Source organism: Allobosea sp. LC85, assembly GCF_000735605.1.
Lineage (GTDB): Bacteria > Pseudomonadota > Alphaproteobacteria > Rhizobiales > Beijerinckiaceae > Allobosea.
Genome location: NZ_JPKG01000029.1, coordinates 132,995 through 157,475, shown reverse-complemented (window position 1 = coordinate 157,475; position 24,481 = coordinate 132,995). Strand labels below are relative to the sequence as shown.

19 protein-coding genes and 1 tRNA gene are annotated in these 24,481 nt (G+C 63.4%); 5 read left to right on the top strand and 15 right to left on the bottom strand.

Going from position 1 to position 24,481, the window contains the following annotated elements; genetic code table 11:
* The 3 genes from FG93_RS15620 to FG93_RS15610 form a co-directional block, all read right to left on the bottom strand.
* Window positions 1-589 (bottom strand): aldehyde dehydrogenase family protein (locus tag FG93_RS15620; RefSeq protein WP_043235859.1); only part of this gene is annotated, 589 nt, incomplete at its 3' end.
* Window position 590: 1 nt separating this feature from the next.
* Window positions 591-1,844, bottom strand: coding sequence for a phosphonoacetate hydrolase (phnA, locus tag FG93_RS15615; RefSeq protein WP_043235936.1), 1,254 nt, complete (start codon window positions 1,842-1,844; stop codon window positions 591-593).
* An 11-nt stretch (window positions 1,845-1,855) separates the two neighbouring features.
* A complete protein-coding gene (locus FG93_RS15610; RefSeq protein WP_052513817.1) occupies window positions 1,856-3,001 on the bottom strand; it encodes a 2-aminoethylphosphonate--pyruvate transaminase in 1,146 nt (381 codons plus the stop codon).
* Between the two features lie 105 nt (window positions 3,002-3,106).
* On the opposite strand from FG93_RS15610, the gene FG93_RS15605 reads away from it, so the two are divergent.
* Window positions 3,107-3,985 carry a LysR substrate-binding domain-containing protein gene (locus FG93_RS15605; protein ID WP_081881574.1) on the top strand — a complete coding sequence of 293 codons (879 nt, stop codon included), beginning with the start codon at window positions 3,107-3,109 and terminating at the stop codon, window positions 3,983-3,985.
* Between the two features lie 89 nt (window positions 3,986-4,074).
* Here the strand turns inward: FG93_RS15605 and FG93_RS15600 are convergent, their stop codons facing one another.
* The 3 genes from FG93_RS15600 to FG93_RS15590 all read right to left on the bottom strand — a co-directional run bounded on the left by FG93_RS15600 (window position 4,075) and on the right by FG93_RS15590 (window position 7,537).
* Window positions 4,075-4,836 (bottom strand): metallophosphoesterase family protein, encoded by a 762-nt coding sequence (locus tag FG93_RS15600; protein ID WP_052513816.1) that lies wholly within the window; start codon window positions 4,834-4,836, stop codon window positions 4,075-4,077.
* A 304-nt stretch (window positions 4,837-5,140) separates the two neighbouring features.
* Window positions 5,141-6,151, bottom strand: coding sequence for a 2-hydroxyacid dehydrogenase (locus tag FG93_RS15595; RefSeq protein WP_043235857.1), 1,011 nt, complete (start codon window positions 6,149-6,151; stop codon window positions 5,141-5,143).
* Between the two features lie 33 nt (window positions 6,152-6,184).
* A complete protein-coding gene (locus FG93_RS15590) occupies window positions 6,185-7,537 on the bottom strand; it encodes an aspartate aminotransferase family protein (RefSeq protein ID WP_043235855.1) in 1,353 nt (450 codons plus the stop codon).
* A 202-nt stretch (window positions 7,538-7,739) separates the two neighbouring features.
* Between FG93_RS15590 and FG93_RS15585 the strand changes: the two genes are divergently transcribed.
* The gene (locus tag FG93_RS15585; RefSeq protein WP_043235853.1) at window positions 7,740-8,618 is read left to right on the top strand and encodes a LysR substrate-binding domain-containing protein; all 879 of its coding nucleotides are present in this window, start codon (window positions 7,740-7,742) and stop codon (window positions 8,616-8,618) included.
* Window positions 8,619-9,062: 444 nt separating this feature from the next.
* On the opposite strand, the gene FG93_RS15580 is transcribed toward FG93_RS15585, so the two are convergent.
* Both FG93_RS15580 and FG93_RS15575 read right to left on the bottom strand, forming a co-directional pair.
* Window positions 9,063-9,500, bottom strand: a complete 438-nt coding sequence (locus tag FG93_RS15580; RefSeq protein WP_043235851.1) for a universal stress protein — start codon at window positions 9,498-9,500, stop codon at window positions 9,063-9,065.
* Window positions 9,501-9,734: 234 nt separating this feature from the next.
* Window positions 9,735-12,521, bottom strand: coding sequence for a UPF0182 family protein (locus FG93_RS15575; RefSeq protein ID WP_052513815.1), 2,787 nt, complete (start codon window positions 12,519-12,521; stop codon window positions 9,735-9,737).
* A 762-nt stretch (window positions 12,522-13,283) separates the two neighbouring features.
* Between FG93_RS15575 and FG93_RS15570 the strand changes: the two genes are divergently transcribed.
* Window positions 13,284-14,489 carry an NAD-dependent formate dehydrogenase gene (locus FG93_RS15570; RefSeq protein ID WP_043235848.1) on the top strand — a complete coding sequence of 402 codons (1,206 nt, stop codon included), beginning with the start codon at window positions 13,284-13,286 and terminating at the stop codon, window positions 14,487-14,489.
* Window positions 14,490-15,275: 786 nt separating this feature from the next.
* On the opposite strand, the gene FG93_RS15560 is transcribed toward FG93_RS15570, so the two are convergent.
* A tRNA-Arg gene (locus tag FG93_RS15560) sits at window positions 15,276-15,352 on the bottom strand.
* 283 nt (window positions 15,353-15,635) lie between these two features.
* Entirely contained in the window at window positions 15,636-16,550 is a 915-nt protein-coding gene (locus tag FG93_RS15555) for an MBL fold metallo-hydrolase (RefSeq protein WP_043235845.1), read from the bottom strand.
* A gap of 1,340 nt (window positions 16,551-17,890) precedes the next feature.
* Here FG93_RS15555 and FG93_RS15550 point away from each other — a divergent pair.
* Window positions 17,891-18,166 carry a hypothetical protein gene (locus tag FG93_RS15550; protein ID WP_043235844.1) on the top strand — a complete coding sequence of 92 codons (276 nt, stop codon included), beginning with the start codon at window positions 17,891-17,893 and terminating at the stop codon, window positions 18,164-18,166.
* Between the two features lie 14 nt (window positions 18,167-18,180).
* The gene (locus tag FG93_RS15545; RefSeq protein WP_043235843.1) at window positions 18,181-18,555 is read left to right on the top strand and encodes a phasin family protein; all 375 of its coding nucleotides are present in this window, start codon (window positions 18,181-18,183) and stop codon (window positions 18,553-18,555) included.
* A 681-nt stretch (window positions 18,556-19,236) separates the two neighbouring features.
* On the opposite strand, the gene raiA is transcribed toward FG93_RS15545, so the two are convergent.
* From raiA to FG93_RS15515, 5 genes are all read right to left on the bottom strand, one after another.
* Entirely contained in the window at window positions 19,237-19,749 is a 513-nt protein-coding gene (gene raiA, locus FG93_RS31245) for a ribosome-associated translation inhibitor RaiA (protein WP_081881573.1), read from the bottom strand.
* Between the two features lie 796 nt (window positions 19,750-20,545).
* Entirely contained in the window at window positions 20,546-21,568 is a 1,023-nt protein-coding gene (locus tag FG93_RS15530) for an ABC transporter ATP-binding protein (RefSeq protein WP_052513813.1), read from the bottom strand.
* Window positions 21,565-22,608, bottom strand: coding sequence for an ABC transporter ATP-binding protein (locus FG93_RS15525; protein ID WP_043235839.1), 1,044 nt, complete (start codon window positions 22,606-22,608; stop codon window positions 21,565-21,567). Before FG93_RS15525 ends, FG93_RS15530 begins: the two co-directional genes overlap by 4 nt.
* Window positions 22,605-23,492 carry an ABC transporter permease gene (locus FG93_RS15520; protein ID WP_043235838.1) on the bottom strand — a complete coding sequence of 296 codons (888 nt, stop codon included), beginning with the start codon at window positions 23,490-23,492 and terminating at the stop codon, window positions 22,605-22,607. The genes FG93_RS15525 and FG93_RS15520 overlap by 4 nt, the downstream gene beginning before the upstream one ends.
* A gap of 6 nt (window positions 23,493-23,498) precedes the next feature.
* The gene (locus FG93_RS15515) at window positions 23,499-24,452 is read right to left on the bottom strand and encodes an ABC transporter permease (RefSeq protein ID WP_043235835.1); all 954 of its coding nucleotides are present in this window, start codon (window positions 24,450-24,452) and stop codon (window positions 23,499-23,501) included.
* Window positions 24,453-24,481: the final 29 nt, after the last annotated feature.

Here is a 24,481-nt window from a genome sequence, read left to right as displayed (position 1 = left end):
GCACATCGGCGAGCGCCAGCGCGGTCAGCGGCGTCAGCTCGGTCGGCTTCAGCACGAGGCGGTTATTCGTCGCGATCGCCGGCGCCAGCTTGTGGCTGACCATGTTGAGCGGGTGGTTGAAGGGCGTGATCGCCGAGATAACGCCAAGCAGGGGTTGGCGCGTCGTGAAGATCTTGCGCGCCTTGCCGTTCGGCGAGATGTCGCAGGAGAACATCTCGCCATCGTCCTTGATGGTGAGCTGGGCCGCGAAGGACCAGACGTCATAGGCCCGGCTCGCCTCATAGAGCGAATCCTTCCAGCACAGCCCGGCTTCCGCCGTGATCAGCCGGGCGAACTGCTCCTTGCGGTCGCGCAGCAGCTCGGCTGTCTTCTGCAGGATCTGCTGGCGCTCGTAGCGGGTCAGCGTCGGCTTGAAGGCGCGCGCCTTGGCAAAGGCCTCGCGGACATGCTCGGGGCGGGCGGCCGGGATAAGGCCGACGACGCTGTCGTCGTAGGGATTGCGCACTTCCAGCATGTCGTCGGTGGTGACGAGCTTGCCGGCGATCCGCATCGCCTCGCGGCGCACGGGCGGATTCACATTCGCGTTCATCTCAGCTCACCAGGTTGAGGGCGACGTCGAAGACGTCGAAATTGCGGAGCGTGCGCCCCTCCGGCACGGAGATCGGCCGGTTGGCGATCATCGGCACGCGCTGCTCGGTGATGCCGCCATGCGAGCGCAGCGGCTCGGTCAGTCCCGAGAGATCGTGCCTCTCCGGCGAGGTGCCGATCACCTTCGAGCGCGTCGAGATCGCGACCACGTCGCCGATCCGGTCGGCCGGCAGCTCGAAACGCTCGCAGGCCTCCGCCGCGGTGACCGCGAGCGCGATGCCGTCGATGCCGGAGATGCGAGCCGCAACCTCGACCTGGTCGGCGCCCTTGGGCAGGTAGACCGTGGCGAAGGAACCGAGCGCGCCGTGATGGACGACGTAAGGGTCCGTGATCGGCAGGATCACGCGCATCGTGCCCTTGCCATACCATTCGTCCATCAGCGTTTGCAGATAGACCACGTCCGGCTCGCCATTCGGCAGGTGCTTGTCGTTCATGCCATGGTCGGCGGTGATGACGAGCGTGCAGCCGAGCGCATCGAGCCTGCCGACATAGCCGTCGAACATGGCGTAGAACGCATCCGCGACGCCTGAGCCCGGCGCCGCCTTGTGCTGCACATAGTCGGTCGTCGAGAGATACATCAGGTCCGGCTTGAAGCTGTCCAGCAGCTTGACGCCGGCCGCGAAGACGAACTCGGAGAGATCCGCCGAGTAGACCGACGGGACCGGCATGCCGACGAAGTCGAGCACCTCATCGATGCCGTTCTCAAGTGTGTTGGCCTTGTCCGCCTTCTCCGAGGAGAAGGCGATCGCCGTGCCGCTGGTGAAGTCGAGCCCCTTGCCCAGCAGGGTGCGCAGCTTGTCCTTGGCCGTCACCATCGCGACCTTGAAGCCGGCCTTCTGGAACTCCGCCAGGATGGTCGGCGCCCGCAGGAAGCGGGCATCGTTCATCATCACCTCTTCCTTCGCCTCGCGGTCGTAGAAGAAGTTGCCGGCGATGCCATGGACCGCCGGCGGTCGGCCGGTGATGATCGAGAGATTATTCGGATTGGTGAAGCTCGGGATCACGGAATAGGCATGGGTGCTGGTGCCGGCCCGCATGATCCGGTCGAGATTCGGCGTCAGTCCCTTGGCGCTGGCGGCCTCGATATAGGCCGGCTCCGAGCCGTCCATGCAGATCACGACCGTCGCACGCTGCGGCCGGGCATAGGCCCGCCCGTTTGCGACGACATCCGATCCGACCTTGGAATGCATGTTCATCATCTGCTCCTTCACGCCGCCGACTTCAGGCCGACGCCCATCTCGGCAAGGACGTCCGAGACCGTGGCGACGAAGGCCTTCATGTCCTGCGCACCGAGGGCGCCGATGCAGCCGATGCGGAAGCTGTCGGCGACGGTCAGCTTGCCCGGGTAGATCACGTAGCCGGCATCCTTCAGCGTGTCGTAGAAGCGCTGGAAGACGAAGTTCTTGTCCTGCGGCATGTGGAAGGTGACGATGATCGGCGCCTGGTGGTGCGCCGGCAGCAGCGTCCGGAAGCCGAGTTCCTGCATGCCCTCGATCAGGATGCGCGCATTGTCGGCATAGCGCTCGCCGCGCCCGGCGACGCCGCCTTCCACCCAGAATTCCTGCAGCGCCGCATGGAACGCGACGATGACATGGATCGGCGGGGTGAAGCGGTACTGCCCGGTGCGCTCGAAGGCGGCGTGCTGATCGTGGAGGTCGAGCACCAGCGTGGTGGCGTTGCCCTTGGTCTCCGCCAGCGCGCTGCGGCGCGCGATGACGAAACCGAGGCCGGGCACTCCCTGGATGCACTTGTTCGAAGAGGCGGCGACAGCGTCGAAATAGACCTCGCGGCTGTCGAGCGGCAGCGCCCCGAAGGCGCTCATCGAATCGATCAGCAAGCGTCGGCCATGGCGCTTGACCAGCGCCGCCACCGCCTCGATCGGGTTGCGGATGCCGCTCGTCGTTTCGCAATGGACCACGAAGACATGGCTGATCGCCGCATCGGCGACGAGCATCCGGTCGACCTCGGCGAGGTCGGGTGGCATGTCCTCGGCCGTCTCGTGGACGACGACATCGCGGCCCGCGATCTCGAGGATGCGCCTGGCGCGCTGGCCATAGGCGCCGTTGATCAGGATCAGAGCCTTGCCGCTACGCGGCACGAAGCTGGTCAGCATGGCCTCGACCGCGAAAGTGCCGGAGCCTTGCATCGGCACGGTCACGAAGGCGCCCTCGCCATAGATGATCTTCGGCAATTCCTCCATCACGGCTTTGTTGATGCCGACGAAGGCGGCATCGCGCGAGCCCCAGTCATGCACCATGGCTTCCTTGATCGCCTTGCTGGTCGTGAGCGGCCCGGGCGTCAGGAGAAGCGGGTCGCCGGTCTCGGAAGCGGCGGGGCGGCGGGCTTGTGCCATGGGCGGTCTCGCTTTGCGCTGGAGCAGATGTCGAACGCTAGGCCGCCGATTGACATAGCTCCAATACATCGTTTCCATAGAAACTATAGATAGGATCTATGCAAAATGGCGATCAGCTATTCCGGCCTTTGCGCCTTCCACGCGGTTGCCGAGGCGGAAAGCTTTACGCGCGCGGCACGGGCACGGAACGTCAGCCAGCCCACCCTGTCATCCCAGGTTCGCGGCCTTGAGGATGCCTATGGCGTGCGGCTATTCGACCGCGCCGGCCGCCAGGTTCGGCTGACGCCGCTCGGTCAGAGCCTGTTCGTGATCACGTCACGACTGTTCGCGGCGGAGGATGAGGCTCAGGCTCTGCTTGCCGGAACACGCACCTTGCAGCGCGGGCATCTGCGCATCGCAGCTGACAGCGCGACCCATGTCATGGCCGCGCTTGCGCGCATTCGGACGAAATATCCGGGCCTGACCTTCTCGTTGACGATCGGCAACTCCTCCGAGGTCATCGACCAGATCATGGACTTCGCCGCCGATGTCGCCATCACGGCGAGGCAGAATTCGGATCCTCATCTGCACGTCGTCAAACTGCGTTCCGACAGGCTGGTCGCTTTCGTCTCCGCCGAACACCATTTCGCCCAACACGGCCACATCCCGATCGAGGCTTTTGCCGGAGAGGACATCGTTCTGCGCGAGCGCGGCTCGATCACCCGCGAAGTCTTCGAGAGCCGCCTCTCCGAAGCGGGCGTCAAGCCGGCCAACCTTCTCGAAGTGCAGACCCGCGAGGCGGTTCGCGAGGCCGTGGCTGCCGGTTTCGGCATCGGCGTCACCTTCGATGCTGAATTTCGGGAGGACACTCAGCTTAGGAAGCTCGAGATCACGGGCGCCGACCTCGCCGTGGGCGAATACGCGGCCTGCCGTGCCGAGCGGCGGCGAATTCCACTGGTACGCAGCTTCTTCGAAACGGTTCAGGATCTGGCGCGCTCGGGCTGAGAGTGGCGTCAGACGGTACGCATCACGGCGACATCGGCCAGCCTGCATCGCGGCAGCAGTGAGCACTGCTGGGCAAACCGGGGCGTCCGTCAGGCACGTTCGTCCGCCGCCGGGCGCTTCAGCGTCGTGCCGGTGAGCAGGGCGTGGGCCCAATCGGGTCTGCCATTGTCGCAGGCGCGACGGGCAGCGCACGCCCAGTCATAGGTGATGGCATGATGTTCGACCGCCATAGTATCGTCCGCGATCGTCACCACGGCGAAGCGCGCATGCGGCGAGCCACTCTCCGAGACATGGGCCGGCGGCTCCGGATCCTCATAGGCGGGACAGCCGACACTGCCGGGATTGACAATGAGGGTGCCACTGTCGAGCCGCACCACACGCGGCTGATGGCTGTGGCCGCACAGAACGAGCCCTGGTGCCATGCTTTGAAGCCGCACCGCGATTTCTGCATGGCTTGCCGCGATCAGCTGGGCCGATGAAACTGTGTCGATCAGATAGGCCTCGTCGCTCGCAGGCGAAGCATGGATGCAGAGCGCGCCCGACAGCGTCAGACTGAAGGGCAGACCGGCGAGCCAGGCGCGATCGTCCGGGGTGAGTTCCTGCCAGGCGAAGCCATCGGACCGGCCGAGCCCGGCAGCACTGGTTGCGCCGAGGGCCCGATCGTGATTGCCCCGGACGTGTTGAAAGGCGCTCTCGCGCAGCAGCCGGGTCGTTTCGCGGGGCCAGAGCGGACCCGAGGCGCAATCGCCGAGGTTGACCACGAGATCGAGAGACAGCTCGGCGATGCGAGCCATGACGGCCTCGAGCGCAGGCAGATTCCCATGAATGTCCGCAATGACACCAAGACGCATAGGGTCTCTTCTTGAGGTTGGCGGTGGCGGGTGTTCAGGCAGGCTGCGCGCCCATCTGCGCGAACTTTGGCATCAGCGTCTACAGCTTGGGGTTCAGCACGTCGCTCAGGCCCTCGCCGACGAGGTTGCGGCGGAGGAAAGTCGCAAGCTTGCTCAAGCGCATGTCAGGTCATTTCATTGCAAGCCCCGGTGGTCGCCTTGCCTCATCGCGCCACGTGGCGCCACTCCGCGATGAATGCGATCCGCTGGTCGATCCCGACAAGGACAGGGCCAGGTCGGCATCTCACGGTTGAACGAACGCGCCTCACGCGAAGACGACGTTCTGCCGCTGCGCGCGAAGGCGGGGATCGTGCGAGCGCACCTGGACGGGGCGGCCATCGAGGATTTCGAAGCAGCGCGCAAGCGTGTCCTCCGAGAGCCGTCGCATCGCCTCGACCGTGAAGAATGTCAGGTGCGGGAAGAGAATGACGTCGTCACGACCAAAAAGCGGGCTCAGCATGTGGCCGGCTTTCGCGAGGGGCTCCATGGCATAGACATCGAGACCGACCCCGCCGAGGCGCGCCGCGAGAACGGCTTCGACCAGCGCCGACTCATCGATCAATGCCCCGCGCGAAACGTTCACCAGCACCGCAGAGGGCTTCAGGCAAGCGAGCTCGGCGCGTCCGATCAGCCCGCGCGTCGCCGCATTCAGCACACAATGGAGCGAGACGAAGTCGCATTCCCGCAGCATGGCATGAAGATCATCGACCTTCTCGATGCCGGCGGCCGCCATCGTCTGCGCATCGACGTTCGGGTCGAAGCCCAGCACCCGCGCCCGGAAGCCCTGGCCGGCCATCCGCGCCATGCTCCGGCCGATCTTGCCCGCCCCGACCAGTCCAAGCGTTGCGCCGGCGATATCGCGGCCGAGCCAGCGTTGCTCCGGCCAGATCCAGCCCCCGGCGGCCATGGCGCGTCCGATCTCCGGCATGCGCTTGGCAAGCGCGATCATCAGGGCGAAGGCGCCCTCGGCCACCGTCTCCTCGGCATATTCAGGAACGTTGACGACGGGGATGCTGCGCGCCACCGCCGCAGGAACATCGATCGCGTCGATTCCCACCCCGTATTTGACGATTCCCCTGAGCTTGCGCGCATTGGCGATGACCGAGCCGGTGACCGGCGTGTAGCACATCAGCAGCAGGTCGGCGTCGGCGACCTGCTCGACAAGATCGGCCTCGGAGATACCGTCCGGCAGCGTCACGAGTTCGACCCCGCGCGCCCGCAGCCCGGCATCGATCTCCGGGCATTCCAGTTCCCGATCCGTGCGAACAACCTTCATGTTTTTCCCTGTTGGCCAAGAGTTCGGTCGCGATCAACCGGCTGCGATCGCCGCCTCGACGGTCGACAGCGCCTGGTCGAGTTCGGCCCGGGAAATGACCAGAGGCGGCGACAGGGTCAGTACGTTGCCCTGGCTGATCTTGAAGCTCAGCCCGCCTTCCAGGCAGCGATAATAAACCCGCTCTGCCAACGCGTTGTCTGGCTGCATACCGGCCTTGTCGGTCACGATCTCGACACCGATCATCAGTCCGCGCCCCCGGACATCGCCGACATGGGCCGAGCCTGCGCCGAACTCGCGCAGGCGGTCCATCGCATACGCCCCAAGCTCCGCAGCGCGCTCGGCCAGCCCCTCCTCGCGGATGATCGCAATTGTGGTCAGCGCCGCTCGCGTCGTCACCGGGTTCTTCTCATGGGTGTAGTGGCCGATCGCGTAGTCGCCCGCGACATCGAGATCACGTCGGGCGATCACCGCCGCAATCGGCAAAATGCCTCCGCCGAGTGCCTTTCCGACCACAAGGATGTCGGGCGTGACGCCGTCATGCTCGCAGGTGAAAAAGCGACCCGTCTTCCCGAGACCAGTCGGGATTTCATCGAAGATCAGCAAGGTTCCGTGGCGATCGCAAGCCTCACGCACCAGCTTCCAGAAACCAGGTGCGGGCGGGTTCGGCGTGGCGCGCATCGGCTCGGCCACGACGGCGGCGAAATCTCCTTCGCGGCCCAGCACATAAGAGATCATGCTGGCGCAGGCGCGTGCCGAATCCTCCAGGCTGTTGCAGCCATAGGCGCAATGATGGCTCGCCCAGGGGGCGACATGCTCTGCGCCCGGCAACAGCGGCCCGGCGATGCCGGAGCGGAATGTCGCCTCGCCGCCGACGCTCGCGGCGCCGAAGCCGGCGCCGTGAAAAGCGTCCCAGAAGGATAGGGTCTTGAAGCGGCCGGTGGCGGCGCGCGCCAGCTTCAGTGCGACCTCGACGGCATCCGAGCCGCCTGTCGTGAACAGCACCTTGTTGAGATCGCCCGGCGCAAGCTGCCCGAGCGTCTCGGCCAGCTCCACGGCCGGCTCGCAGGTGAAGCGGCGCGGCGCAAAGCAGAGTTCATCGATCTGCGCCTTGATCGCCGCCTTCAGCCGCGGATGGCCGTAACCGATGTGATGGACGCTGTTTCCATGGAAATCCATGTAGCGCCGCCCGGCCGTGTCCTCGATCCAGATTCCCTCGGCCTTGGCGATCGCCGTGACGCAGGGGCTGGACAGGCTCTGATGCAGGAAGGCATCAGCGTCCCGCTGCAGCAGGCGGCGCGTCGCCGGGTCGTCGAGACGCGCGGACCAGGCGCTGCGCGCCGCTGAGGTGTTCGACTCGCCCTCGGTATGGACCAGCGTCCCGGACATTCAGTTCTCCCACGTGATGCGTGAAGCCAAGGCTGGCGAGCCAGGCAGTCAACTCGAAGCGTATCCCAGCGCCGACAGCATCGCCCAGGCGATTTCATCTGAAAAATCGCTAATCTTTATCGACATATCGATTTTGCTGATATTCTGGACCAACATTCCGCGACGAGCCTGTGTTGGCCCGCCTTACCGATCGGACGCTCCGATGCGCTATGTTCAGCTTCGCGCCTTCCATCATGTCGCGATCGCCGGCGGATTTTCGCGGGCGGCTGAGGAACTCCACCTCACTCAGCCCGCGATCTCGGACCAGGTTCGCAAGCTGGAGGCTGAGTATGACGTTCAGCTGTTCGACCGGCAGCGCAAGCAGGTTGCCCTGACCCCGATGGGAGAAAAGCTGCTTGCTGTGACGCATCGGTTGTTCGATGCCGAGGGGCAGGCGCTCGATCTCTTGTCCGAAACGCGCGCGCTACAGGCAGGGCAGCTTCGGCTGGTGGCCGATTCCATCCACCATGTGCTGCACGTGCTGAGCGCCTACCGCGAGCATTATCCGGGCATCCAGATGACGATCTGGTCCGGCAACACCGAAACAGGCCTGGCACAACTCGGGAACTATGAGGCCGACATCGCGGTGCTGGGCGACGTTGCTCCGAGCCGCGATTTCGAGATGATCACGCTGAATGCCACGCCGATTATCGCCTTCGCAGCGGCGGGACACCCCGTCGCGGCGCAGCGCTCGCTTTCATTCGCCGATCTCGCCGGTCTCCCTCTCGTCATGCGCGAGCGCGGCTCGCGGACGCGGCGGATGCTCGAACGGCGGGCAATCGAGCATGGCGTCACCCTGCGCTATGCGATCGAGGTGGAGGGGCGTGAAGCGGTGCGAGACATAGTCGCGACGGGCGCCGGTATCGGCTTTGTCTCCGACGCGGAATTCGTCCCCGGCAAGGATCTTATGCGGATTCCGCTCAGCGGCCCTCCAATCCTGATGGAGGAAGCCCTGATCTGCTTGCGCGAACGGCGGGAGAGCAAGACCATCAGGTCTTTCCTTGGCATCGCCCGCGCGCTGACGACCCGCGGAGGCGATTGATTCTCTGGCTCGCGGATGCTGACGGTGGGGCGCCACTCAGAACAAAACTGCGAACACCTATCCTATTGAAGTACCGATATAATTTCTGCGGTTGGATTTGGCCAGGCACCGCGCTCCGCTTCAGGTGGCGCGGCGGGCCGTTCATCAATGCCAATCCTTGATGTAGTCGGCGATGACGACCTCGTCCCAGGTGATGCCCGCGCCCCTGTTGGTGGCCGAATGGCTCAAGCATCGGACCGAAAAGCGGATTGCGGTTTTCGGGGCAAAGCCGATGCAAACACAGGAGGTTAGATCATCGGACCGGATACGATATCCGGTCCGATGATCTAAGGCCTGCATGCATGTTCGCTGCTCGCTCAGACAAGCAGTTAAGCGGAGACCCGACGCGGTTCTTGGCTGTCTCACCGATTTGCTGGTCGGGGTTCTCGACGGCGACCCGAGCGCTCAGCGATAAACGAGAACCGGAATCTTGGAATGGGTCAGAACCTTTACCGTCTCGCTGCCGAGCACAATCGCGGCGATGCCGCGGCGGCCATGCGATGCCATGGCGATCAGGTCGCAGCCTCGCGCAACAGCGGTGTCGATAATGGCCTGATAGGGGTGCTCGTTTTCGACCTGAATGGCGTCGCAGGGTATGTCCGCGGCCGCAACCTTCTCTTCGGCGGCAGCGAGATACTGCCGTGCTCGCGCTTCGGTGAACTCTTGGTGCTCCGCCAGCGTCGCGCTCAGCATGCTGGGCTCAGAGGCGAAGATGTGAAAGGGCTCCCTTACAGCGAGCAGCGTCAGTCGGGCCCCAAGGGACTTGGCAAGCTGCGTGGCCTGTTCGACGGCTGCGGCGGACAAGGGTGAACCGTCAGTGGGAACCAGAATGTGTTGATACATGGCGTCCTCCCCGCAGCAGCAAGGCGCGAGAGGCGTGCGCAGTACGCATGCTGCGCGAGGCTGCTTCCTGTGAACCTCATATCGGTGCGGCAGGGCATCAAAATAAGGGCGTCCGCCAACTGATATAGAGGGGGGTGAAGCCGCAACGTCTCAGCCAACGAGCATGATCAACACTTACTCGGTCAACGGCGGCCTGCTCCCGATCGGGTGGTCCGATTCAAATCCAATGAGGCACTAATGGCCGGAGGAGTCTCGGTTCATTTCCTTTAAAATCTCGCGCATTGCATCGAACTGTGTACCGAAGCCTTTCCAATCTCCGGACTTCAATCGCTCCACTGCTTGATTGTAGCGATCAAGCGCCTCCCGTGCCTGACTTGCCGTTGGGCTTGTCACGGGCGTCCCCTCTGTCGTGCGTGACGCTGTCGGCGCAGAGCCGGGCTCTAAGAACAGCGCTGACAAGGCCTCGGCGAGCGTTTCCTTCATCACCACATGTTCACCGTAGGCTGCGATCACGCGTTTCAGCTCCGGCAGATGTCCGTGCTCCGCTCGCAAATAGAGCGGCGATACATAAAGGATCGAGTTCTCGATCGGGATTGCAAGCAAGTTCGCACCGCGGATCACTCGTGAACCCATCTGGTTCCACAACGTGATTTGTTGGGAGATCTCGGTACTCTGATTGATCCGCGCTTCGATCTGGAACGGCCCGTAGACAAGCTTCTCCTTGGGAAATTCGTAAACGATCAGCTTGCCGTAGCCGGGCTCATCGCAGCGCGCGGCAAGCCACGCGATCATGTTGTCGCGGCGGCTAGGCACCATCGGGAGCATGAGGAAAAACTCGGCATGCGACTCCCCGGGCAGCCGCATGATGATGTAATAGGGCGCCATCATTGCGGTGCCGCCGCCACCCGGTTGGCGGGGGAATTGCCAAAGATCTTCGCGGTTATAGAAAACGTCGGCCGCCTCCATGTGGTAGGTTTGATACAGCCGCGCCTGAATCAGGAACAGGTCCTCCGGATAGCGAATGTGCTTCTGCAAGTCTGAAGGCATGGCCGCGAACGGCTTGAACAGGCTCGGAAAGATGCGCCGGTAGGTCGCGGCAATCGGATCGCCGGGATCCATCAGGTAGAAGTCGACGGTCCCGTTATAAGCATCGACGACAACCTTCACCGAATTGCGGATGTAGTTGAGATCGATATCTTGCGCGGGCTGCGCATAGGGGAAGTAGGAGCTCGTCGTGTAGGCATCCTGCATCCAGAACATCCGCCCATTGCTGATAACCGGATAGGGATCGTGATCGAGCCCGAGAAACGGAGCGATCGTTCGTACCCGTTCCCGGATATTGCGGCGGATCATGATCCGGCTGTCGGCAGTGATGTAGCTCGAGAGAAGCAGGTTCGGGTCGTTGAAGTAGTAGGCGAACAGCATTCTGCTCGCCATCGCTCCGATCGGAACGCCGCCGGTACCGCCATAGGCCGCATAGACGTTGTCTTTGCCCTTCGGATAATCGAACTCCGGCGTGCTTGCCTTGACGATAACGTAGCTGTCGCTCTCTTCGCCGTAGTAGATGCGCGGCTCGTGGATTTTGGGACCTCCGTCTGCAACGGGAGGAATATCCCGCAAATAGAGAAACGGCAGTCCTTCAGGACTCTTTCGGGTGACCGGGCTCATCACCGCGCCGTTGCCGTGAGTAAACAGCACGTGGCGGTTGACCCATGTCTGGGCATTCGGCGGCAGCAAGGAGGGCCGTAGTTCGCGAGCCGAGAGCATCACGCTTTGGTAGGAACCATCGAGCCAGTAGCGATCAACGTCAGGATCATGGAATTTGTAGTAGGTGCGAATCTCCTGCAGTTGCGCGTAGGTATCCGACAACGGCCGCCGGTCCCACAGCCTGATATTTTCGATTGTCGCCTTGTTGGCCTCTAGCGTGGCGAGAGAGAGCTTCTGTTCGGCGGCAAACGGCTTGGCTTCGATCTGATCGAGATTATAGGCCTGACGGGTGAGCGCGATGTTGCGCTCGATGTATGGCTTCTCCAGTTGTAACTCGCTTGGTCTGACGAAGAACTGCCGGAACAGCACAGGGGCTGCACCGGACAGCACGAAAGAGCCGAGGGCGACGAGCAGGAGCGCGGCGGCAGGAAGCCAGTAAGTGCGCACCCAGAGATTTACCCACGCGGCGAACGCCGCGATGATCGAAAACCCGATCAATAGCCACAGGCCCGGTAGCCCCACATGGATATCGGTGTAACTGGCGCCGACGACCACACCGTTGTCGCCATAGAGCAGCAGATAGCGGTCGAGACCATAGGACCAAGCCTTCACCGCGAAGAGAAGACCGAGCACTGCCGAGCCGTGAGCGATCACGGTCGGCGAGATTGATCGGTGCTGCACGTCGTATTCGATGTCGCCGTGCACCCAGTAGATCGTTCCGGCGAAAAACGCGCTCAAGACAAGCGTGAGCAACATCCAGTTCTTGATGTGGATATAGGCGGGCAGTGAGAAGAGGTAGAAGCCGATATCCTTGTTGAAGAGCGGATCGTCTGCGCCATATGGCACCTGATAGAGAAACCGCAGGAAGATGCCCCAGTTGCCGACCTCTGCCGCGGCGACGAGCAGCGCGAGCAAGCCCGCACCGCCCGCGATAACCCGGGGCCAGGGCAGTCGATCGCGCGCGAGCGAGAGCAGATCGAGCGGCGGCAGAGTGCCGGTAGGCTGCGACGTGAGGCCGGCGGCAGCTTGTATCGGCCGCGGCCGGGCAAAACGCACAGCGAGCCATCCGTTGAGCCAAAGAACGACGGCAGTCGCCGTCCAGACAGCAAGAAGGACGACGACTTCAGCGCCGGTTGTTGTCCAGAAAACCTGCAGATAACCGATCGAGGAAAACCACAGCCAATCGACCAGCAAGTCACTCGCGAGCCCGAGCAGGATCAGGCAAACTCCGACGGCGACGGCCGCAATAATCAGCCTCACCACGGCGTTTTGCCGTGGTGCCTTCCGTCCGGGTCCGGCGATCCCGATCGTCATCGTCCAATTATAGCGGAAATGAGGGACGCCTGCCGTTTGATTAGTGATCGCGATTGCGCGTCACGGCGGGAAGACGCGGGTGCTCGAAGCTCTGTCGCCTGGACCGTGGAACGAGTGGAGCTGTTTCGAACTCTTGGGGGCAGACCCGGATCAGCCGATCGCTTCCTCGCCAAGTCAACCTGGCCCGCACAAAGGGAGCAATCGAGCAAGGGTGCGGCTCTTCCCGGCATGGCCCCACGGATGGCTTATGCGCACGTTGGAACGCCAGCGCGTGTTCTATGCCAGCGTATGCACCGTCAGATACCGCGGCACTTTAAGTTGATGCCTTGGCCATGGCGGAAACACACCGACATTGGTGCCACCCGCGCCGTCATGGGTTCGCGGCCTTGTTCGGAGTGGTGGCAATTTGGCGCGCCTCCCCAGGCTTTTGAGAAGAAGCGCAAGCCTGAAGTGATCGTCGCGAAGCGACGATCACTTCAGCACTGTCTCTCTTTCTGGCCATTTCTTCAGTCTTCCGTCGGCTCAAAAGCCATACCTCAGGGAGGACCACTTTTCAGGGGGCAGGCCACTTTCCGCCGGTCTTGAAACCATGTCCGGCTTCTCCATCTTATTTGGACTAGCGCGCAACTTTCCGATCGAGGAAGCGCCAGGAGCAGTTGGCCTCCGACACTTCAGAGCGGGCCGCCCGTTGATCGTCGTCTTGGCGGGCAGCATTGACAATCAAGCGTCTTCCTCTTCGTGCCTGACGAAGGAAGATACAAAATGGCAAAGGTCGTTTGCGTCCTCTATGACGATCCAGCCGACGGTTACCCGGCAGGATATGCGCGGGACGGTCTGCCGAAACTCGACCGCTATCCCGGCGGCCAGACACTTCCCACGCCGAAGGCGATCGACTTTGAACCGGGGGTCTTGCTCGGCAGCGTCTCGGGCGAACTCGGCCTGAGGAAATTTCTCGAAAGCGCTGGGCACAGCCTGGTTGTGACCTCGGACAAAGACGGTCCCGGCAGCGTTTTCGAGCGCGAGCTCCCCGACGCCGAAATCGTGATCTCGCAGCCTTTCTGGCCGGCCTATCTGACCGAAGAGCGCATAGCCAAGGCGAGCAAACTGAAGCTTGCGATCACGGCCGGCATTGGATCAGACCATGTCGATCTTCAGGCCGCGATGGATCGTGGTGTAACGGTTGCCGAGGTGACCTACTGCAACTCGATCAGCGTGTCTGAACATGTGGTCATGATGATCCTGGCGCTCGTGCGAAACTACATCCCCTCCTATCAGTGGGTGCTCAAGGGGGGCTGGAACATCGCCGATTGCGTCGCGCGCTCTTACGATGTCGAGGGGATGCAGATCGGCACCGTCGGTGCCGGCCGGATCGGCAGCGCCGTGCTGCGCCGGTTGAAGCCCTTCGACGTGAAGCTGCACTACACCGACCGCCACCGTCTTCCGCTGGCGGTCGAGCAGGAACTTGGCGTTACCTTCCACGCGGACGCGGCGTCCATGGTTGGCCTTTGCGATGTGGTCACGATCAATGCGCCTCTGCATCCGGAGACAGAGAATCTCTTCGACGAGGCGATGATCGCCAGGATGAAACGCGGCGCCTATCTGGTGAACACGGCGCGCGGCAAGATCTGCAATCGTGACGCTGTGGCCCGCGCTCTGGAGGGCGGGCAGCTCGGAGGCTATGCTGGCGATGTCTGGTTCCCGCAGCCGGCCCCCACGGACCATCCTTGGCGATCAATGCCGCATCACGGCATGACGCCGCATATCTCGGGATCGTCGCTCTCCGCTCAGGCCCGCTACGCCGCAGGCACGCGCGAAATCCTGGAATGCTGGTTCGAAGGCCGGCCGATCCGGGAGGAATATCTGATCGTCGATGGCGGCAGGCTCGCCGGCGCTGGCGCGCATTCTTATAGCGCCGGCGACGCCACCCACGGTTCGGAAGAGGCGGCGCGCTTCAAGTCCAGGACGTGATCCAAGCGGGTTCTGTTCCGCAAGCGGCAAACCAGAGGCGGACAGCCGCTGGCTTCCGAGGCTCTGCTTGTGGCTGCGTTCCGGCATCCGAGGGATGTTCGCAGTCTTATCTGGAGTGGTAGAACTTTGGCGCGCCATTCAGGACAGAACTGCGAACACCTATGTCATTGAAATAGTCGTCCGTTCTTTAATCGCGTGGGGGAAGTCAACTCCTGATGATCTCGCCACTGCCGGGGTCATGGTTCTTTCCGCGGTCGAGGTTCGCCGCATGATGGCGTTCAGCGATGTGACGCCTCAGTGTGAAGATCGCAATGAGACGGAGTTTGAGTTCCGGTCTTGCAGGGACGAACTTCGAGGTCGCCGACACCATCGTCCTGGCAGGGACGACCAGGCCCGCCTATGCGGAGCTTTTTGATGCGGTTAATTCATGCCTTGGTCGGCTCCCACTCGAACTGCGTCCCGTCTGTCCAGATGCAGCGCATGATCGTTGCAAGCTTGCGGGCGACGGCAACCCTGGCTTTCTTCAGCCCGATCCGCTTGACGAGTTTCAGCCCCCAATTCCTGAGCGGTGAGCCACGACGCACAACCTTCAGGAAAACATTGGCCGCTTCATGGAGGTAAGCTCTGGTGACGGGAGGGCTACCCTCGCGCCTGACCTGTGCTTGCCAACAGGAACCCCTCCTGCGGATCGCAGCCATAAGAACCCCTGTGACAGCCGGGGTTTCTGATGGTCTCTAGGGAGGTGATCCAAAGCTGAAACCCGAGAGTTCTCAAGGGTTTCGGAAGTGGCGCGCCCGACACGATTCGAACGTGTGACCTTTGCCTTCGGAGGGCAACGCTCTATCCAGCTGAGCTACGGGCGCAATCCGTGGGAAGGTGGATAGCCGATCACGACTGCTTCGGCAACGAGGGATTTTGCGATCGAGCAAGACCCGAGGCGGCAAAGGTCACAGGCTCGAATCGTGTCGGGCGTGGCGCAATCCTCGACGGAGCAAATCAGCCGCTAGCGCCAACTCGACGGCGGAGGCGCGAGCTTAGCCGCGGCGGCTCGAAGAAGGCCGCCGTTCGGCTTCCGCAGCCTGCAATGCGACAGGCCGTGGCCGACTCTGGAATCGCGGCGTCCGGAAGGACAGGCCGACCGGTCGATCAGATGCCGCGGCCCCAATAGCCGCACCAGCGATGAACATTCCATTCGATATTCTGCTCGTAACCTTGAAGCGTCGCACGATTTGGCAGCCGCACATCCTTGGTCGCCGGATCAAAGCACTTGCCGGCGTCCGAGGCCTTCTTCACTTCGGCGGAAAGCTCGGTCATGAAAGCGAGTTGCTCCTCCATGTCCTTCTTGGTGCCGAGCCGGCCGCCGCCCGGGCCGGGATGTCCGGGGATCTGGCGGTCCCAGTTCAGCGCCAACGTCCGCTTCAAGGATTCTTCCCACTCGACCGGATAGGAATCGTTCACCGCGAGCCGCGATGGCACTGCGCCGAGCGCATTGAAGTCCACGGCGAAGATGAGCCTTTCCTTGGGCAGGAACATCACCAGCGAAGAGTCGGAATGGTTCCGCCCGGTGTAGATGAGCTCAAGCGTCGTGCCGCCGAGCTTGATCGTGCGTTTCTGGTCCACGATCTGATCCGGAACCACGACGTCGCGTCCCTTCAGCGCCGCGAGCCGCTCCTTGGCGCGGCGATGCGCGATCACGGTGGCGCCTGCATCCTTGAACGGCTTGCCGCCGGCGATGTGGTCGTAATGGTGGTGGCTGTAGATCAGATACTTGATGGGGGCCTTGGTGATCTTCTGGATTTCCGCGATGTAGGTTTGTGCTGTCTGCGGCCGCCCGTAGCTGATCGGATCGGTCGCGATCACGCCGGCGGGCGTGACGACGAACATCGCCTGGTGGTTCTGATAACGGAAGACGTAGACATTGTCCGTCCCGTCGACCTTGGTCGTCGCGAACGGCGGCGGACTCGGAGCCGGCGTCGGGGCGGGCGGCGCTTGCCCGAAAGCCGGCCCAATCGCGCCGATCATGGCAGCAACGGCGATCCCGATTGCTTGGATCCGTGGCATTTGCTTCTCCCTTGAAATCCCGGGCGTAGCCCCCGGCACGCTACTGTCATCTTCACGCACGAGACGAGAGGAATCGCATGTGTGAAGTCGATGTCAGCCTTGTTCCCGTGCGTCGGCCAGTCCTCGTCAATCTGCTGAGATTTGCATGCTTCCGCGCTGCGCAGGCGCGCCCTCGACGAGCGCTCCCGGCGCTCTCCCAGCATTCCGAAGCCGCTCTCGGACCTGCGGGTTTGCGGGCGCGATCATATAACCTGTCGCCCCAGGTCGCCAATCATGATCGTCTCCTCTCTCGGCCTCGCGCGTCACAGAAGGCCGATGAGGGCGCAGCTTGCAGCGTCCAACTTGTCTTTGAACCGCCAGATTGGCGCTGCATCGTCGAACATACCGATTTGCGATCAACTAGCAGGTCGGACCGTGCCGCCGAGCCACGAGATCAACGAAGCCGCGAGCCGATCGACAGGCCGCAGGCTCGTCATGTTTGGCACGATCACGGGTTGATCGACCGCCACAATGCAGACGTCGCAGCGGGTGCTCGCCCGCTCTGCGCTTGGGTGGGAATTCGCCGAAAGTCCGCGCTCCAGCCTCGCTCATCTTCTCGTGGCGATCGCGGATCATCGTTCCGATCCTCTTTTGGGTCCGCGCGCGAAGACGCTGGGCAAAGGCAGGCCGATAGGAAATGTGTCTACCCGCGGTGGTTGTTTCCGTTGTCTTGGATATTTAATTGCGATTGTGATTCCATATGCTGCATTAAATTTGCGGTTAACCGCCTATATATTGGTCAATAAAAATAATAACGCCAAATGCTAATATTTTGGGTTGTATCTCTCCTGCATCAGTGAATAATCCCCTCACGCGAAAGCAGATGACGACTACAAGTCGGCGTAAAGTTGCTGCCTGAAACAGTGAAAAGACGCCGGAAGAATCGTATTTGTCACGGCCAAGCAAAAAGGATCATTCAAATCCAGTCCTTGCGCCAAGTTTCCGAAAATGGACTGGGAAGAGCTGTCTGAAACTGCCGCCTATTCTGATGCGGGCGCCGGCGACCCTAATCACGCCCTGAAGAGGGCTCTGATCAAGGGTCATGCGATCAGGTTAGCGCCGATCCTTACGTAATGACGATGACGGCGCGGCTCATAGGCGCCCCGCACAATATCGTGTCCAATGTCTGGCGGCCTTTCCGGCCCCTGTTTTTCCCAGTTTTCTGCTGTGCTTGGCACGGCCCGCCCACCTGAAGCAGGCAGGGCGCGCGCTGAGCGGCGGCAGGCAACACGACCGATACCACAGGCTACTACCGGGGTGGTGGCCAAGGCGACCATGCGATCCTCAGACGGGAGCCCGCCATGATCAACGAGCAAACTTCCTCGCATCGCGCCAGCATGCGGCGCCGCAGCTTCATCCTCGGCCGGAGTCGTGACGGCAGTTGGATCGTCCGCGAGATCGGTGGCTTCGTCGCGGCCACCTTCGTCAACCGCAGCGAAGCGATCCGCTTTGCCCGGTCCGAGAGCGGCGAGCGACAGGGCGCGGTTGTCCTGGCACCCTTTGCCGGCGTCCATGCCGGGGAGCTTGAGGCTCTGCTTCAAAGCACCAACCGTCATGACCAGCCACAGTCACATTGAGAGGAGACACGACCATGCATGACCTGCCGAAAAACCTGTTGGAACCGTGGAAGCTGTCTCTGACCACAGTCGTCAAGGCAAACAGGCTCGCCATCGACAATTTGCAAAAGCTGAGCGTGTTGCAGATGGACATGCTGCGGACCTGCATGGACCTGGGCTTTGCGCGCCTGAGGGCCGCTGCGGACATTAAAGACGCGCAGGACTTCCTGGCTTTCCAGGCCGGCCAGATCGAGGCCACGATGAGCCTGTCCGAGAAGCTGGACGACGACGGCAAGGCGCTGGCTGACCTCGGCGACGGCATCATGGCCGAGTGCAGCAAGTTAACCGAAGACGTCGTCGGCCGGCCGCCACAGCCCCCGCACGCGCAGGCCCCGCGCAAGGCTGCTTGAGCGACGCCCGGCATCGCGCTGTCACCGCCCAGCCACTGGCAGGTTTCTGACCCGAAGGACGCGGAGCAGTGGCAGCAAAGGCGCGATTGGCGAAAGGGTCCGCTGAACCACGGCAGAGGCTCTGTTGGAAGAGACCCGAGGGAGATTCCCGCCGGCTGGCGATGACAACGGCCCAACGCGGGGATGATCGACGCCGAATTTCTGAGGAAGAGGAGGTGATCCATGCGACCGAGCTGCATCGCTGATATCCTCGAGACTGCTGGGGCGCGTGCAGCGTTCGACGTGGCATGGCCCCAGATCGAGAGCGGCGGATTGATTGTCGTGGGCGACGAGGTGAGCAGGAAAGAATGGCTCGCTCGCATCGTTCGGGGGCTTCACGAGTCGCTGCCAGGCCAGGACGTTGCGCCCCGCGCCCTCCAGCAATTCTTCGCCACCGTTCCAATGTGAGCCCGCCGATCGCTACCGTAGCCCTGTTGTGGGTAGACCGGCGGGCTCCCCTCCCCAAAGTGGCCCGGCTCTCCGAGAGGGGCGCTCGGCCGTCTTATGGCGGCGTCCTGCTGCGCCATGTTCCTCCGTTCAATGTCATAATATCGAGCAGGGAGGCTTCCAGCTGCCGCCCTCCGACGACCAGCGCGCCCTGATTGCCGCGCTCGATGTGCGATCCGCTCGTAGGGGCCGGCGTTACTCAACGGCGTCCCGGCGGGGATCTGTGTGGCGGGCTTCGATGTCGGCTTTGCTCGCCTGCATCAGTGCCTTTGCATAGGGATCGGTGGGCACGGCGGCGGGATTGTAGCTCTCCTCCTCGCCGAGATCGGAGGCCGGAAGCGGCGGTGCGCGCAGCCCTTCATTCACCATGGCGACCTTGTCGGGACGCTGCGCCTTGTCCTCGCGCAGTTGGCGCTTGGCGCGGCGAAGCTGTTTCGAGAGCTTTTCGAGGCAGATGTTGAAGGCAGCGTAGATTTCGACGTTCTCATGCTCGGCGGCGAGGTTTTGCAAGCCACGCGAGCGGAACCGGATTGCGCAGGCGTAGAAGGCTCCCGCCTTCTTGAATTGCACTGTCGTCTCGGTGATCCGCCCGAAGTATTTCCCGGCGGTCTCCTCGATCTTGCGCTCGACGAATTCGCGAAGCGCGTCCCCAAGCTCGACATTATGGCCCGAGACCATGATCGGCTTGTCCAATGCTGGTTGCCGCATCGGCTTCCTCCTTCAGGCGTTCCCCACCCAGCCGCAGCGCGAACGACCAGGATTTCAAGCTCTGACCCCGAATGCAAGAACATAAAATCTGCTGATTCCGTTGCGGACAACCAGGGACGCGCCAACATTCTCTGCATGCATCCACTTGGTCCGGGGGCCAACAGGATGCAGCCAGTCTGCCGGCCAGCTGGCCCAGCGAATGACTGGACGTGGCGGGGTTGTGCCGAGGATGCGTGTGATCAAACTCACAGTCGCTGACACACGCCTTACTGATTGAATCTATAAGAGAATTCAGGTCGCGCCGGCCGCGCATTTCCAGCTTCGGGGGCAACGCTCTATCCAGCTGAGCTACGCAGCAAAGCTGCAAATGCAGCGTGCGCAGGCCAGCCTGGACTCTTTCGAGAAGGTTGGCGCGCCTGCGGCACTCGTCGGCAGCTGTGCTGGGCAAGACCGGGTCGCGCTCACAGGCTGACTTCATCAGGCGGCTGGCGCCCTTGTCGGTGCCGGCTCGCCTGCGATCGCCGACATTGCGCCCACATCGATCGGGGGATTTCTACTCGTTGTGGCGCGATCGTGCCGATCGTCACTGGGATCAGTGTCCGGGCGGAATTCCTATGCCGAACCTGATGACGAATAAGGAAGATCCGAGAAGCGCTGGGCGCGCATTCCCAGCTTCGGAGGGCAACGCTCTATCCAGCTGAACTACGGGCGCAATCCGTGGGAAGGTGGATAGCCGATCACGACTGCTTCGGCGACGAGGGATTTTGCGATCGAGCAAGACCCGGGAAAGCGAAGGTCACGCGTTCGAACCGTGTCGGGCGCGCCGCGGGTGTGGCGGTGGCGATGAGCCAATCCGGAAACAGCGCGCGCTGTGCAGAGAATCGACCGGCACGTTGGGCGGGATGTCGGCGGCGCAGCTATCGATGAAGTGCTCGCAGCGCGGGCCGAAGGCGCAGCCGGGCGGAGGGGCCGAGAGGTCGGGCGGCGAGCCGGGAATCGCTTTCAGCCGTTCGTCCTTGCCCAGGGTGCCGTGCGCCCGCGAAGAGAGCAGGCCCCGCGTATAGGGGTGCGACGGGTTGCGGATGACGTCCCTGCACGTGCCGCTCTCGACGATGCAGCCCGCATACATCACCGCGATCCGGTCGGCGATCTCGACGGCGACGCCGATGTCATGCGTGACGAAGACGATGGCGAGGCCGAACTCGCGCTGCAATTCGCGCAGGAGCAGCAGGACCTGGATCTGCACGGTTGCGTCGAGCGCGGTCGTCGGCTCGTCGGCCAAAAGCACCTTGGGACGGCAGGCGAGCGCGAGCGCGATCATGGCGCGCTGGCGCATGCCGCCGGACATCTCGTGCGGGAAATTGTCGAGGCGGCGCTCCGGCGAGGGGATGCGGACGCGCTCGAACAGTTCGAGCGCGCGCTTGCGGCCTTCAGCCCGCGAGGCGCCCTCATGGCGCATCACCGTCTCGGCGATCTGGTCGCCGATGCGGTAGACCGGGTCGAAGGCGAGGCTCGGATCCTGGAAGATCATCGAGACGGTTTTGCCGCGATAGGCCCGCAGGGCCGAAGGCGCGAGCGCCAGCACGTCCGCGTCATCGACCTGGATCGTGCCGCCGATCTTCGCGGATTTCGGATGGAGCCGCATCAGCGCACGCAAGGTCACGCTTTTTCCGGAGCCGGATTCGCCGAGCAGCGCCAGAGTCTCGGCCGGCTTCAGCGAGAGGTCGACGCCGCGGACGGCGCGGATCATGCCGCGGCCCGCCGCAAAATCGACGGTCAGGTCCCTGGCCTCGACGATGGGGGGCAAGGTGCTGTTCATGCCGCGGCTAACCTCGGATGGCCGGATTGCGGACCGACGAGATGGCAGGCCGCGAGATGTTGCGGACTGGCCTCGGCCAGTTCGGGTTCGGCGTGGCTGCACAGAGTCGAGGCCATCCTGCAGCGGGGATGGAAGCGGCAGCCGCTCGGCGGGTTGATCGGGTTCGGCGGATCTCCGGTCAGCGGCGCCTCCTCGGTGAGGTTGTCGGGGTCCACCGACGGCATCGAGGAGAGCAGCGCCGCGGTATAGGGGTGGCCGGGCTTCTCGAAGATCGGCTCGGACGGCCCGACCTCGACGACCTTGCCGAGATACATCACCATGATCCGGTCCGACATGAAGCGCACGACGTTGAGGTCGTGGGTGATGAACATATAGGTCAGGCCAAAGTCGCGCTTGAGATCGAGCAGCAGGTTGAGCACCTGCGCCTCGACCGACTTGTCGAGGGCCGAGACCGCCTCGTCGAGGATGAGCAGGCGGGGATCGAGCGAAAGCGCGCGGGCGATGTTAACGCGCTGGCGCTGGCCGCCGGAGATCTCGTGCGGATAGCGCCCGGCGAAGCGGCGCGGCTCCAGCCCGACGCTGTGCAGCAGGTCATGCGCCTTGGCGATCGACGCTGCGGTCGAGGCACCATGGATGCGCGGTCCGAATGCGACGGTGTCCTCGACCGTCAGGCGCGGGTTCAGCGAGGCGTAGCTGTCCTGGAAGACCATCTGGACCTGGCGGCGGAAGGCCTTCAGGTCGAGCGCGGCCGAGCCGACCGCTTCGCCGTCGAACAGGATGTCGCCGGCGTCCGGCTTGATGATCTGCATGACCAGGCGAGCGGTGGTCGACTTGCCGCAGCCGGATTCGCCGACGATGCCGAGCGTCTCGCCCTTGGCGACGGAGAAGTCGATGCCGTCGACGGCGCGGACGACGCTGCCCGACCGGCCGAACAGCCCGCCCTTACCACCGAAATGCTTGACCAGCCCGCGCACATCGAGGAGCGGCGTGCCGGCACCGCCGCGATCGCGCGGGTCGTTCGCCACGGAAACCTTGCTCATTGCCGCACCTCCATCGCGCCGCGTAGCCCGTCGGAGAACAGGTTGAACGAGATCGAGGTGATGAAGATCATCGCGCCGGGCAACGCCGCGACCAGCGGCTGCGAGTAGATCGCAGTGCGCAGCGTGTTCAGCATCAGGCCCCATTCCGGCTCGGGCGGCTTCACGCCGAGGCCGAGGAAGGACAGGCCCGAGGAGAGGATCATCGAGACGCTGATCAAGCTGGTCGCATAGACGAAGATCGGCCCGAGCACATTGCCGAGCACATGCACGCGCACGATGGTCAGCGTGCGCGCCCCGGAGATGCGCGCAGCCTCGACAAAATCGCGGTTGCGGGTCTGGGTCGTGACCGATTCCGCGATGCGCGCGATCTGCGGCACGAAGACCACGGTGAGCGAGACGATCGAATTGAGGATGCCGGCGCCGAGCGCGCCGGAGAGCGCGATCGCCAGCAGCACCGAGGGGAAGGCGAAGAACACGTCGATGACCCGCATCACCACCGTGTTGACCCAGCCGCCGACATAGGCCGCGAAGATGCCGATCGACGAGCCGACCATGAAGGCGAGGAGGACCGGGGTCACGCCCATGAACAGCGAAAGCCGGCCGCCATAGATCAGGCGGCTGAGCAGGTCGCGGCCGAGCTCGTCGGTGCCGAGCGGATAGCCCGGCGTCCCGATCGGTCGCAGCCGCCGCACCATCGAGCCACGGAACGGGTCGGCGGGCGCGATATAGGGCGCGAAGATCGCGGCCAGCACGATCAGCAGGATCAGCGCGAGCGCGAGCATCGCGACGGGATCGCGCACCAGCCGGCGGCCGACGCTCGACCAGTATCCCTCGCTCCTGACGGGGTTGACGGTAACGATTGCTCCGGCGTCGATTGCGGACATTAAAGCTCAGCCTCGCTGGATGCGTGGATCGAGCGTGGTCTGGAGCACGTCGACGATAAGGTTGAGGCCCACGAAGAAGAGCGCGAGCACGAGGATCGCCCCCTGCAGCAGCGGCAGGTCGCGCTGGAAGATCGCGGTGTTGAGCAGGAAGCCGGTGCCGGGCCAGGCGAAGACGGTCTCGATCAGGATCGAGCCGCCGAGCAGGTAGCCGAGCTGCAGGCCCATGACGGCCAGCGCCGTCGGCGCAGCATTGCGCACGACATGCTTGAACACGTCCCATTCGCCCATGCCCTTGGCGCGCAGCGCCTGGACGAATTCCTGTGAGAGTATGTCGGCGACGAGCGCGCGGACGGTGCGCGAGATGATGCCCATCGGGATCGCCGACATCGTGATTGCGGGCAGGATGATGTAGCGCAGGTGCTCCCAGTCGGGCCGCCAGGCGGTCGAGCCGCCTGGCCCGGCGCCGGTCGAGGGCAGCCAGCCGAGCAGCGCCGAGAACACGATCACCATCACCATGCCGAGCCAATAATGCGGCACGCTGACGCCGAGGATCGAGACCAGCGAGGCCAGCCGGTCGAGCGTGCTGCCGCGGAAATAGCCGGCGACGAAGCCGAAGAAGGCGCCGAAGCCGAAGCCGATCAGCGTCGCGAGTGAGGCCAGGATCAGCGAATTGCCGACGGCACGGCCGACCTCAGATGCAACCGGGCGCCCGGACGCGATCGAACTGCCGAGATCCCCGTGGAAGATCTTCCACAGCCAGAGCCCGTATTGGACCGGCAGCGGCTTGTCGAAGCCGTAGGCCGCGCGCATCTCGGCCTGCTGCTGAGCCGTGGCGTCGATCGGCATGATCGCGGTCAGCGGATCGCCCGGCGCCAGGTGCACGAGCATGAAGCAGACGATGCTGACGCCGAATGCGACCGGCAGCACATAGACGAGTCGTTTCAGGGCATAGAGGAGCAACGGCAACCCTCCGGACGGATGGCGCGGCC